Origin of the sequence: Testudinibacter sp. 'clade 2' (genome assembly GCF_006227735.1) — a bacterium.
In the GTDB taxonomy this organism is placed as follows: Bacteria; Pseudomonadota; Gammaproteobacteria; order Enterobacterales; family Pasteurellaceae; genus Chelonobacter.
In genome coordinates, this window is sequence record NZ_VDHB01000020.1 from 1 (window position 1) to 12,970 (window position 12,970).

Consider the following 12,970-nt stretch of genomic DNA (forward strand, 5'->3'; position numbering starts at 1 on the left):
TTTGTCAGCAGTCTGAGCCCAAGAGGGCTGCGATTGATAAATCAGCGTAATGTGAAGTGAAAAGTGCGGTTAGTGACGAGTATCTTCTTCATCGTCATAATCCTCATCTTCATCGAAAAACTCACCGTCGTCGCCGTATTCGTCTTCATCGGCATTTGGGTCTTCAAAATAAGTTCCCCAGCCGTCATAAAGACCGCCGTGTTTTTCGATCAGGGGAATCAGTTCGTCTTGTTGCGCGCTGATTAATTCGGCTTTTAATTCGATTTCGCTGATGATGTCACAGCAGAAAATATCATGCCCGTCTTCATCTTCTAGCTCTTCAGCTTCGGATACTTCGTAACCGGCTTTGAATGCGTCAACCGCGATTTTTTCCAGCTTATCGAAATCACGATGCGAGACGTGGTGCTCGATGATGTATAGCGCTTGCGGATCGCTACCGTCGTCCAGCAAATCTTGGATAATCTCTTGAGTTTCTTGTAATCGTTCGGCTTTACTCGGTTTCATGGCCTTTCCTTTAAATGTGCAGTTGAATTTACCGTTTTCATTGTAAGGCTCGGCTACAAATAGCACAATGGAATTTTAGAGGCTGTTGATGTAGCGGCGGAAAGCAAAGTGTGGTTTTAAACCGTTTTTTAGATAATCGCCTTTTTAAACAACCACTTTTTAAAAAACAGTTATCCAGTTGTTAAGATTTAATTCGAGTTTGCACAAAGCGTGATCTAGATCACTCTTTAGAGGTAAATAACGCTTAAATATTTGCTTCAAGCGCCTATAATTTTTCCCAGAAAATTTTTTAATTTATTAACTTTAGGAGAAATCACTATGAGCAAAACAACAGCGGATGTTGCTGTCAGTCCGGCACAGGCGGAAGTCAATCATTTGGTTGAAAACGGTCTGGTTGCCCTTGAAGAGTTTCGCAAGCTGAATCAGGAGCAAGTGGACTATATTGTGGCGAAAGCCTCAGTTGCCGCACTGGATCAGCACGGCGTGCTGGCGCTGCATGCGGTGGAAGAGACCGGCCGAGGTGTGTTTGAAGACAAAGCCACTAAAAATTTGTTCGCCTGCGAATATGTTGTTAACAATATGCGCCGTTTGAAAACCGTCGGCGTGATCAGTGATGATGATGTCACCGGGATCACCGAAATTGCCGATCCAGTTGGAGTGGTTTGCGGAATTACCCCGACTACCAATCCGACCTCAACTGCGATTTTCAAGGCGTTAATCGCGTTGAAAACCCGTAACCCGATTGTATTTGCATTCCACCCGTCGGCACAACAATGTTCTGCCCATGCGGCGCGTGTGGTGTATGAAGCAGCAGTCGCTGCCGGTGCGCCAAAACATTGTGTGCAATGGATTGAAAAACCGTCAATGGAAGGTACAGCAGCATTGATGAAACACCCGGGCATTGCCACTATTTTAGCCACCGGTGGTAATGCAATGGTGGAAGCGGCTTACTCTTGTGGCAAACCCGCGCTGGGCGTCGGCGCAGGCAACGTGCCGGCCTATGTGGAAAAAACCGCTGACATCAAACAAGCGACTCACGATATTGTGATGTCAAAATCGTTCGATAACGGCATGATCTGTGCCAGTGAACAAGCAGCGATTGTGGATAAAGAAGTGTATGACGAATTTGTCGCCGAGATGAAATCTTACGGCGTGTATTTCGTCAATAAAAAAGAGAAAGCCCTGTTGGAAGAATTTATTTTCGGCGTGAAAGCCAACAGCAGCAACTGCTCCGGTGCCAAATTGAACCCGAATGTAGTGGGCAAATCCGCTTTCTGGATCGCACAACAAGCCGGTTTCAACGTGCCGGAAAAAACCAATATTCTGGCGGCTGAATGTGCTTTCGTCGGGGAAAAAGAGCCGCTGACCCGTGAAAAACTGTCGCCGGTGTTGGCAATTTTAAAATCCGATTCAACCGAAAAAGGTTTTGAACTCTCAGAACAAATGGTCAATTTCCACGGTTTGGGCCACTCCGCCGCCATTCATACCAAAGATGCCAAGATCGCCAAAGAATACGGTGAACGAGTGAAAGCGATTCGGGTGATTTGGAATTCACCGTCCACTTTCGGCGGCATCGGCGATGTGTACAACTCCTTCCTGCCTTCCCTGACGTTAGGTTGTGGTTCTTATGGTAAAAATTCCGTCGGCAACAATGTCAGTGCGGTCAATTTGTTAAACATCAAACGCGTGGGCAGACGGAGAAATAATATGCAGTGGTTTAAAGTGCCTTCAAAAATCTACTTTGAACGTGACTCTATTCAATATTTACAATCAATGAAAGGTGTGGAGCGCGTGGTGATCGTCACTGACCGCACAATGGTCGATTTGGGCTTTGTGGAAAAAATTGCGCACCAATTGACCACTCGCGGCAATCATGTCACTTATCAACTGTTTGCCGATGTTGAGCCGGATCCGAGCATCGAAACCGTGCGTCGCGGCACCGAATTGTTGCGTAACTACCAACCGGACACCATCATTGCATTGGGCGGTGGCTCGGCAATGGATGCGGCAAAAGTGATGTGGCTGTTCTATGAACAACCGGAAGTGGATTTCCGTGATTTGGTACAAAAATTTATGGATATCCGCAAACGGGCGTTCAAATTCCCACAATTGGGCCGCAAAGCGAAATTTATCGGCATCCCGACCACCTCCGGCACCGGTTCTGAAGTGACCCCGTTTGCGGTGATCACCGAAGGCGATAAAAAATACCCGATTGCGGATTATTCGTTGACTCCGACGATTGCGATTGTCGATCCGTCATTCACCATGAGTGTGCCGGCACATGTGACTGCCGACACCGGTTTGGACGTGTTGACCCACGCCACCGAAGCCTATGTTTCCACCTTGGCGAACGACTTCACCGACGGTTTGGCACTGCAAGCGATTAAACTGGTGTTTGAATATCTAGAACGCTCGGTGAAAAACGGCGCCTCCGATCCGGAAGCGCGTGAAAAAATGCACAACGCCTCAACCATTGCCGGTATGGCATTTGCCAATGCGTTCTTGGGCATGAATCACTCGATGGCGCACAAAATCGGTGGCCGTTTCCACACCCCGCACGGTCGCACCAACGCGATTTTGATGCCGCATGTGATCCGTTACAACGGCACTCGCCCGCAAAAAACCGCCACTTGGCCGAAGTATAACTACTACAAAGCTGACGTGAAATACCAAGAAATCGCCAAAATGTTAGGCTTGCCTAGCACAACGGCAGCGGAAGGTGTCGAGTCCTTTGCCCAAGCGTGTTCTGATTTGGCACAAAAAGTCGGCATCAAAATGTCGTTCAAAGAGCAAGGCTTAAATGAGCAAGAATGGATGGACAGCCGTCGTGATATCGCCCTGTTGGCATTTGAAGACCAATGCTCCCCAGCCAACCCACGCTTGCCGATGGTGGAAGATATGGAGCAAATCTTAACCAAAGCGTTTTATGGTGATAAATAAGACAATACGTTAGTTTTTGCTCAATAAACAAAACCGCACTTTGTTAGTCTGATGAGACTGGTGAAGTGCGGTTTTTTTAGTGGTTATATTATCAATTATGCGTTTTTTGATAAAACGCTAAAATCCCCAGTACAAAACTGATTAACCCGAGAAATTGGGTCAATAGTAACGTATTATTATTCACTATTTTTATAACCGCACTTTAATAGACTACTTATGTTTGATATTGGGATTCAGATGGATAACCGGATTGTCGGAGAACATGAAGTGATCCATACTTATCTCAAAATCATCATTTGCACCGTTAAACAACATTTGCTTAGTATTCTCCAAGTGTTGCCACATTGCCATTTTGGCGGCTTCTGCATCTTTACGCATTAGGGCATCCAGAATCTTGTCATGTTCATCACACCAACTGTCGATTGAGCGGGCATCAATATGTTCATGTAATTTTAGCCAATATGGATTTAGTGTTCTTTGCCGCCACATCTCTTGAACGATGGTGACTAATGATGAATTGCGGGTGATTTTGGCAATACGAGTATGAAATGCCAAATCCCATTCAGAGTCTCTAAAGCGGTCTTCCTGACGGGCATTTTTTTGAATTTCCAGTAATGCGACCATATCCTCTTTAGTGACCTGTGTTGCTGCAAATTCGGCAATATTACTTTCGATCAGCTGTCTTGCCTGTAATAATTCAAATGGTCCGCAAGTTGCAAACTCTAGCCCTTTTCCCGGCAAGATAACATCATCAGGTTTGTTGGAGATAACATGAATCCCAGATCCTTTTCTGACTTCAACATACCCCTCGACTTCCAACGAAATAATCGCTTCTCTGACAACGGTTCGACTGACATTCATTTCTTCGACAATCGAACGTTCCGGCGGCAATTTGTCGCCCACCGGATAAACTCCGGTTTCGATTCTGGTTTTTAACACCTGAGCCAGCTGTTGATATAGCCTTTGATTCTCAACCCATTCCATTTTTTGTTCCTTTCGACTGGAATATATTATACAAATTAAAAGTACCTCTATTGTAGACATGAGATACTTATAATACTTTTTGTATTCTACATCATTCCAAGCAGCTTAGGTAATACCAATGAAATATCTGGAATATAGGTCACTAAGAATAAAGAGATCAGCAAGACTGCGAAGAATGGCAGCATTGGTTTAATCAGATTTTGTAGTTTCACGCCGGAAACCGAACAGCCAACAAACAGTGCACTACCGACAGGTGGGGTACATAACCCGATACAGAGATTAAAAATCATCATAATCCCAAAATGTACCGGATCCATTCCCATCTCTGTAACGATTGGTAAGAAAATCGGAGTAAAAATCAGTACAGCCGGGGTCATATCCATGAATATCCCGATCATCAGTAAGATGATGTTGATAATTAACAGAATGACAATCAAGTTATCTGAAATGCTGATCAGTAAATCATTGATCATATAAGGGATGTCAGCATTAGTCATAATCCAAGACATTGATACCGATACTCCAACCAAGAATAAAACAATAGAAGTTGTGATCACCGCATCTAAGATAATCGATGGCAAATCTTTCAGTTTAATTTCGCGATAAATCAATACGGATAAAACAAAAGTATAGACAACTGCGATGGCAGAGGCTTCTGTTGCAGTAAAAATCCCGCCCAAGATTCCGCCGATGACCACGACAACCATCAACAAACTTGGTATCGCATCTAACATATACTTAATAAACAGGGCTAATGTCGGTTTTTCCAAAAGCAGATAATTACGTTTTTTAGCCAAAACATAGTTAACCAACATAATTCCAAAACCCATCAGGAAACCCGGTAAATAACCTGCCATAAATAAGGTGGCAACAGAAATTCCGCCGGCGGTTAAGGCATAAACAATCATGACGTTTGATGGCGGAATTAACAAACCTGAAATGCAAGAGGTGACATTAATCGCAGCCGAATAGGCGGGATCATAACCGGCTTTTTTCTGAATCGGTGCCATGGTTCCGCCTACCGCCGCTGCGGCTGCCACAGCAGAGCCGGAAATGGAACCGAACATCATATTTGCCATCACATTAACATGGCCAAGTGAGCCGGGAACGCGGCCGACCAATACTTGAGAGAAATTGATTAACCGAATTGCAATGCCACCGCTGTTCATCATGGAACCGGCAAGAATAAAAAACGGAATAGCCAATAAAGAGAAGCTGTCCAAGCCAGTAGCGATTTTTTGACCTGCGGTAATTACCGTCACATCGACGGGCAACATTAAACTGCCGGTAACAATAGTTGAAATACCAATGGAGAAGGAGATCGGTACGCCGATGAAAACCAAGATGATAAATGATAACAGCATTATCATTGGTATAAACCACTCCCAAGACGTTAACCATTCCATCATTTCTCTCCTTTCGTACTATTTAGTTTCGTTATGTTATCGCAGGTAAACAATAGACTATAAAACATCATCAAGATTCCGCTTAAAGGCAAAGCAATATAAACATAAGCCATTGGCAATTGCATCGAGGGAGAAATTTGTCCCGAAGCATACACTTTGGAAACCAATGTGCCTCCGCCATATACCATGACACTCAATGCAAATAGAAAAATAAAAATATTAATCACAATATTGCTTAATTGTTTCTTTTTGCCGCTTAGATTGTGAGTAAACAGATCGATAGACAGGTGACGTTGCACACCGACCGTATAAGCGGCGCCTAACAATCCGACCCAAATCATACTGAAGCGGGCTATTTCATCTGTTACCGTACTGGGTGTTTGTAATACATAGCGGCTAAAAACCTGCCAACTAACACAAATGACCAATAACGCCATGACCACAATAGAAAAGCTTGAAATAAACAAGTCTATCGGTTTTTTTATTTTCTCGATTTGCATATGAGTGCCCTTTTTACTGGTATGAAAAAGTTATTTAGCTTCTTCGGCTTTAATCGCTTCCATTAGTGTTGATAAATTAGGATCTTTAGCAAAATCATCGTAAATTGGTGCTAAGGCATCACGGAAAGGCTGTTTGTCCACTTCGATGAAGGTTGCTCCTAATTTTTCAGATTCTGTTTTAGAGCGAATTACTTCTTCGTCCCATAATTTTTGTTGCAAAATTTCAGAGTCTTTTGCCGCTTGCATCAGCAGTGTTTGTTGTTCCGGGCTTAGTTTATTCCAAGTGCTATTGGCAATGACTAAATAGTCCGGCACGCTGACCCGTTCATCTTGTGAATAAAATTTGGCAACTTCAACATGGCGGGTTTGGTAGTAAGACGGAATATTGTTTTCTGCTCCATCGATCACACCTTGTTGGATTGCGGTATAGACTTCTCCAAATGGAATAGGCACCGGTGAAGCACCCAAGAGTTCCATTGATTTATTAGTAGTTGGTGTCGGAACAACCCGAATTTTCATGCCTTTTAGATCCGCCGGGGAATGAATTGGTTTTTTGGCATAGAAGCTACGCGTACCGGCAACATAAGATGCGATAATTTTAAAACCGCTGTCTTGCGATTTTGCCGTAATTTGCTCTCCAATTGGTCCAAACAGCACACGTTTGAAGTGTTCTTCATCGCTGAAAAGGTAAGGCAGGCTAAAAATCGCAAATTCACTGACAAAAGGCTCTAGCTCACTGGCGCTGGCTTTCGTCATATCTAATGCTTTATTTTGCACCATCTCTATCGTTTCGCGCGGACCACCCATTTGACTGCTTGGGTAAATTCTCAAATTGAGCTCACCATTGGATTTTTCTTTTAAATCTTTTGCTAATTGATCCAGAGCTTGATGCACAACATGGGATTGATCCAAATTATGCGCCAATTTTAATGTGACCCGAGCAGCCAAAACCTCTGCAGAGGTTGCCAATAAAGGTAAAGCTACACACAGACTGGCCAGTAACGGTTTAAATTTCATCAGAATCTCCTTAATTGATTTGAAAGATGTCATATATGTTGGTAAGAGAGAATATTTATATTCCATTTCAAGAGATTATCCTGAAGAAATGTCGCAATAATCAGTATTACCAATTGAAGACATCGGCATCTTACCACTAAAAACCATTGGCGTTATTTCCCTGTTTTGATAAATGTGAGTGATATCACACAAAATGATAATATATATTTTTATTATTGGTATAACAAGATGGTTGTGATATAACGTGCAGTAAATTTACTGTCTAATTAAAAGGGGATAAACAATGAGCGCTTTTCTAACGGAAAACTTCCTGCTTGATACTGAGTTTTCACAAAAACTCTACTTTGACTATGCGATTAGCCAGCCAATTTTTGATTACCACTGTCATCTTCCGCCAGAACAAATTGCAATAGATTATCAATTTAAAAATTTGTATGATATTTGGTTGAAGGGTGATCACTATAAATGGCGGGCAATGCGGACTCATGGAGTCAGTGAACAATTATGTACCGGGGATAGCTCGGATTATGACAAGTTTATCGCTTGGGCAAAAACCGTACCGCACACTATTGGTAATCCGCTTTACCACTGGACACATTTAGAATTGAGGCGTCCATTTGGGATTACCGATACTTTATTATCAGCCAATACCGCTGATGACATTTGGAATCGCTGTAATGCAATGTTGGCAACAAAACCCTTTTCAACCAGGGGCATTATGCAGCAAATGAATGTTAAATTCGTTGGCACAACCGATGATCCGATTGATGATTTGCAACATCATAAAACCATTGCGGAAGACCGCACTTTTGACATTAAAGTAGCGCCAAGCTGGCGTCCCGATAAAGCATTTAATATCGAATTAGACACCTTCAATGATTATATCGAAAAACTGGCACAGGTTTCCGATACGGATATCGGTTCTTTTACCGCACTTTGCGATGCGTTGAAAAAACGGATGGATTATTTCGCAGCTCACGGCTGCAAAGTGTCTGATCACGCTTTGGATGTTGTGCTTTATGGTGAAGCGGATGAAGCTACTCTCAATGCTATTCTAAGTAAACGTTTAGCTGGGCAATTGCTGACTCAACCAGAAGTCGCCCAATTTAAAACGGCAGTATTGGTATTCCTAAGCAGCGAATATTCTCGTAGAGAATGGGTGCAACAATATCATATCGGTGCTATGCGCAACAATAATAGTCTTATGTTCAAACAATTAGGTCCGGATACCGGATTTGATTCGATTAATGACGAACCTATTGCCCAAGCGCTTTCCAGTCTGCTTAATGCACAAGCCAAAAATGATGCATTACCAAAAACCATTCTGTATTGCTTAAATCCTAGAGATAACGAAGTGATTGCCACGATGTTGGGCAATTTCCAGCAAGGCGGTGTTGCCGGCAAAATGCAGTTCGGCTCAGGCTGGTGGTTTAATGACCAAAAAGACGGCATGTTGCGCCAAATGACCCAATTGAGCCAACTTGGATTATTGAGTCATTTTGTCGGTATGTTGACTGATAGCCGTAGCTTTTTATCTTATACTCGCCACGAATATTTCCGTCGCTTGTTATGCCAGATGATCGGACACTGGGTCAGAGATGGCGAAGCTCCTGCTGATTTGACGTTACTCGGCAACATGGTTTCCAATATCTGTTTTGATAATGCGAAGAAGTACTTTGCGATTGAATTAAATTAATACAGGAAAGAAAAAGAAATGAAACAACTTAATCGTCAAAACTTCCCCGGCCCCCAATACCCGACTAAAATTATTCAATTTGGCGAAGGCAACTTTTTGCGGGCGTTTATCGACTGGCAGATTGATATTCTGAATGAGAAAACCGGATTAAATGCGGGAATTACCGTTGTCCGTCCGATTGACAGCGATTTCCCGCCGTCTTTGAACAGCCAAGATGGGCTTTATACCACGATTATCCGTGGCTTGAACGAGCAGGGGGAGGCGGTGAAAGAGGCGCGGGTTATTCGTTCGGTCAATAATGAAATTAATATATACCGAAATTTTGCCGATTATTTGGCACTTGCCCGTGATGAAAATATTCAACTCGTGTTTTCCAACACCACTGAAGCGGGAATTAGTTATAACCAACAGGATCAATTCAGTGACGCACCACCGAGTAGCTATCCGGCCAAATTGACCCGTTTAATGTATGAACGTTTCACTCATTTCAATGGTGATCCGGATAAGGGCTGGACGCTATTGCCGTGCGAGTTGATTGATTATAACGGCGAAAAATTGAAGGAGATGGTGCTGAAATATGCGGCGCAATGGCAGTTGCCACCGCACTTTGCGCAATGGATTGAGCAGTACAACACCTTCTGTTCAACGCTGGTTGACCGGATTGTCACCGGTTATCCGCGTGGTGAAGTGACAGCACTTGAGCAGGAGTTCGGCTATCAAGATAGCTTTTGGGATACCGCCGAGTATTTTTACTTGTTCGTGATCCAAGGGCCGGAATCGGTTAAACAGCTGCTGAATTTAGATCACGTTGCGATGAATATTTTGGTCGTGGACGACATCAAACCGTATAAAGAACGTAAAGTGGCGATTTTGAACGGGGCGCATACCGCACTTGTGCCGGTGGCATATTTGGCGGGCATGGATTATGTCGGCGAAAGTATGGAAGATCCGCAATTACGCGAGTTTGTGGAGCAAACCATTCATCAGGAAATCATCCCGGTGCTATCGTTACCGCAAGCCGAGCTGGAACAGTTTGCCGAGGCGGTTATCAATCGCTTTCGCAATCCGTTTATCAAACATCAGTTACTTTCGATTTCCTTGAACAGTATGACTAAATATGTCACTCGCATTTTGCCGCAGTTATTGGCTTATCACCAAAAATTCCATCGTTTACCGGTGCGCTTGACGTTTGCCTTAGCGGCATTAATCGCCTTTTATCGTGGTAAGCGCCATGACGAAGCGATCCCGTTAAATGACGATCAATTCTGGTTGGATAACTATGTACTTTGGTGGCAACAGCTTGAACAGCAGCAGATTTCCGTAGCGCAGCTGGTCAGTAACGTGCTGCGGCAACAAGATCATTGGCAGCAGGATTTAAATGAAGTGCCGGGCTTGACGTTGCAGTTGACCGAGCAGGTGCAGGCGATTTTAACTGACGGTATGCGCACCGCACTTCTGGTTTATTGCAAGGATTAAATAATAATGAAACAGTTGATCAAAATTAATCCGCAGGACAATGTTGCGGTCGCCTTGCAGGATTTATCTCCCGGGCAAACGGTTAACTTGGACGGCGCTGTGTTCAAGGTTAAAAGTGCGGTCGCGCGCGGACATAAAATAGCGTTGCAAACGATAGCCGCGGGTGATTTGGTGATCAAATACGGTTATCCGATTGGGCATGCCACACAACCTATTGAGCTTGGCGAGCATGTGCATGTGCATAATACCAAAACCAGTCTGCGTGATATCAACGACTATCAATACGAGCCGATTTCGACCGCACTTTCGGCGCAGGCGGAGGACAGAAAAGTGCGCTTATACCGTCGCAAAAACGGCGAAGTCGGCATTCGTAACGAATTGTGGATCGTGCCGACGGTGGGCTGCGTGGTCGGTATTGCCCGTCAGATCCAAAAGCAATTTTTACAAAATCACCCCGAATTGGCGATTGACGGTGTGTATACTTTCAATCATAGCTACGGGTGTTCGCAATTGGGTGATGATCATGAAAATACCAAAATAATTCTACAGGATATGGTCAAACACCCGAACGCCGGTGCGGTGTTGGTGATCGGTTTGGGCTGCGAAAATAACCAAGTCGATGTATTTCAACAAACGCTGGGTAATTATGATCCGCAGCGGGTGAAATTTATGGTGTCGCAAAAAGTGGAAGATGAAGTTGATGCCAGTGTCGCCTTACTCGAACAATTGTATCAGCAAATGGTGCAGGATAAACGGCAGGTGGGCAAGTTGAGCGAAGTGAAATTCGGGCTGGAATGTGGCGGTTCCGACGGTTTTTCCGGCATCACCGCCAACCCGATGCTTGGGCTGTTTTCGGATTATCTGACCTCGCACGGCGGCACGACGGTGTTGACCGAAGTACCGGAAATGTTCGGTGCGGAACGCATTCTAATGAGCCATTGCCGAGATGAGCAGACTTTTAATAAAACTGTGGCGATGGTCAATGATTTCAAACAGTATTTTATTCGGCACCAGCAACCGATTTATGAAAATCCATCGCCGGGCAACAAAGAGGGCGGCATCACTACGCTGGAAGATAAATCGCTCGGCTGCACCCAAAAAGCCGGACATAGCCAAGTGGTTGATGTGCTGAAATACGGCGAACGCTTAAAAACCCCCGGCTTGAACCTACTGAGCGCACCCGGCAATGATGCAGTAGCAACCAGTGCATTAGCAGCAGCAGGTTGCCATATCGTGTTGTTTACCACCGGACGCGGAACGCCCTACGGTGGTTTTGTACCGACACTGAAAATCGCCACCAACAGCGAGTTGGCGCAACGTAAAAAACACTGGATAGATTTTAATGCGGGGCAATTATTGGAGGAGGTATCCATGACGCAAATGTTGCAAAATTTCATTGATCTGCTGGTCAATACCGTAAACGGACAACCGACAAAAAATGAGATTAATGACTTCCGCGAACTGGCGATTTTCAAAAGTGGTGTGACTTTATAGCTAGTGAATTTGGGAATTTGATAAGGTTATCCATGTGCAGCATTGCTGTACATGGATAAGAAATTGTATCAACAGACCCTATTATTTTCTGACAATATTCAAACGATAGCTTAGCAAAGCACACAGAATCAATAGACAGCCGAGTAACTTCAGTATCGTCATCGGCTCGTTCATTATCCAAACGCTTAAGATTAATGTCCAAACCGGCTCCAGCACCATAATAATTGCGGCGGTTGTAATATTGCAGTGCTTCTGCCCGAGTGTTTGCACAAAATAACGTAAGTTGCTGGCAATCAGCACACTGGCAACAAACCACAACCAGGTTTGGCTTGAAATATTGGTCTGCCAAACTTCAAAAGTGAGTGAATAGCCACCGCATAAAATACCTACCATACTGAATTGAATCACTATTAGCGCTACTGACGGAATATTTTTGGCATACTGGTGGTTCAGCACAAAATAGAGCGCTGCGGACAAGGAGCTGAGCAGAAACAGGATACTACCGCTTGAAAAACGCAATTCGCCATAGCGTCCAATGGCAAGTAAGTACAAACCAACTAGGGCAATCGGCATCGAAAGCCAGAATACCGGCAAAGGGCGGTGTTTGAAAATCAACCAAGAGATTAACGGGGCAATCAACATTGACAAACTGACCAGAAAAGCGCCCTCACCTAAGTCATCACTATAGGTTATGCCTTGAACCCATAAAAATAGATTGAGGGCTAATGTTATCCCGACCGCACTTGCATTCAGAATTTGTGTTTTAGTCAGACGATATAATGACCGATAGGCGAAAGGCAAAAAAATGAATGCTGCCAATAAAAAACGCAGTCCCATAAAGCCGACGGAAGGCATTTCTGCAATCGTATTTTTCGACAAAAACCACCCCGATGCACCGATTAGGGTGACAATAAAAATGAGAATCTGTCCAAAATACTGCTGCATGATGATAG

Annotated in this window: 10 protein-coding genes; 4 read left to right on the forward strand and 6 right to left on the reverse strand. The window is 44.1% G+C overall.

What is annotated here, in order from left to right; all coding sequences use genetic code 11:
• Nucleotides 1-69: 69 nt before the first annotated feature.
• Nucleotides 70-504, reverse strand: coding sequence for a ribonuclease E inhibitor RraB (rraB, locus tag FHQ30_RS02565; RefSeq protein ID WP_139610688.1), 435 nt, complete (start codon nucleotides 502-504; stop codon nucleotides 70-72).
• A gap of 318 nt (nucleotides 505-822) precedes the next feature.
• Here rraB and adhE point away from each other — a divergent pair, with 318 nt between their 5' ends.
• Complete coding sequence (adhE, locus tag FHQ30_RS02570) at nucleotides 823-3,444, forward strand: bifunctional acetaldehyde-CoA/alcohol dehydrogenase (protein ID WP_139610689.1); 2,622 nt, start codon at nucleotides 823-825, stop codon at nucleotides 3,442-3,444.
• Nucleotides 3,445-3,654: 210 nt separating this feature from the next.
• On the opposite strand, the gene exuR is transcribed toward adhE, so the two are convergent.
• The 4 genes from exuR to FHQ30_RS02590 form a co-directional block, all read right to left on the reverse strand.
• Nucleotides 3,655-4,428, reverse strand: coding sequence for a transcriptional regulator ExuR (exuR, locus tag FHQ30_RS02575; RefSeq protein ID WP_139610690.1), 774 nt, complete (start codon nucleotides 4,426-4,428; stop codon nucleotides 3,655-3,657).
• Nucleotides 4,429-4,514: 86 nt separating this feature from the next.
• On the reverse strand, nucleotides 4,515-5,834 hold the full coding sequence (locus FHQ30_RS02580) for a TRAP transporter large permease (RefSeq protein WP_139610708.1): 1,320 nt from the start codon (nucleotides 5,832-5,834) through the stop codon (nucleotides 4,515-4,517).
• Entirely contained in the window at nucleotides 5,834-6,334 is a 501-nt protein-coding gene (locus tag FHQ30_RS02585; protein WP_139610691.1) for a TRAP transporter small permease, read from the reverse strand. Before FHQ30_RS02585 ends, FHQ30_RS02580 begins: the two co-directional genes overlap by 1 nt.
• Nucleotides 6,335-6,364: 30 nt before the next feature.
• Entirely contained in the window at nucleotides 6,365-7,417 is a 1,053-nt protein-coding gene (locus FHQ30_RS02590; protein ID WP_267963770.1) for a TRAP transporter substrate-binding protein, read from the reverse strand.
• A gap of 217 nt (nucleotides 7,418-7,634) precedes the next feature.
• On the opposite strand from FHQ30_RS02590, the gene uxaC reads away from it, so the two are divergent.
• Genes uxaC through FHQ30_RS02605 form a run of 3 tightly spaced genes read left to right on the forward strand, consistent with a single transcriptional unit; the run spans nucleotide 7,635 to nucleotide 12,017 of the window.
• Nucleotides 7,635-9,047 carry a glucuronate isomerase gene (gene uxaC / locus FHQ30_RS02595; protein ID WP_139610692.1) on the forward strand — a complete coding sequence of 471 codons (1,413 nt, stop codon included), beginning with the start codon at nucleotides 7,635-7,637 and terminating at the stop codon, nucleotides 9,045-9,047.
• An 18-nt stretch (nucleotides 9,048-9,065) separates the two neighbouring features.
• Complete coding sequence (locus FHQ30_RS02600; RefSeq protein WP_139610693.1) at nucleotides 9,066-10,523, forward strand: tagaturonate reductase; 1,458 nt, start codon at nucleotides 9,066-9,068, stop codon at nucleotides 10,521-10,523.
• 6 nt (nucleotides 10,524-10,529) lie between these two features.
• Complete coding sequence (locus FHQ30_RS02605) at nucleotides 10,530-12,017, forward strand: UxaA family hydrolase (RefSeq protein ID WP_139610694.1); 1,488 nt, start codon at nucleotides 10,530-10,532, stop codon at nucleotides 12,015-12,017.
• An 81-nt stretch (nucleotides 12,018-12,098) separates the two neighbouring features.
• Here FHQ30_RS02605 and FHQ30_RS02610 read toward each other — a convergent pair whose 3' ends face one another.
• Nucleotides 12,099-12,962, reverse strand: coding sequence for a DMT family transporter (locus FHQ30_RS02610; RefSeq protein ID WP_139610695.1), 864 nt, complete (start codon nucleotides 12,960-12,962; stop codon nucleotides 12,099-12,101).
• Between the last annotated feature and the right edge of the window lie 8 nt (nucleotides 12,963-12,970).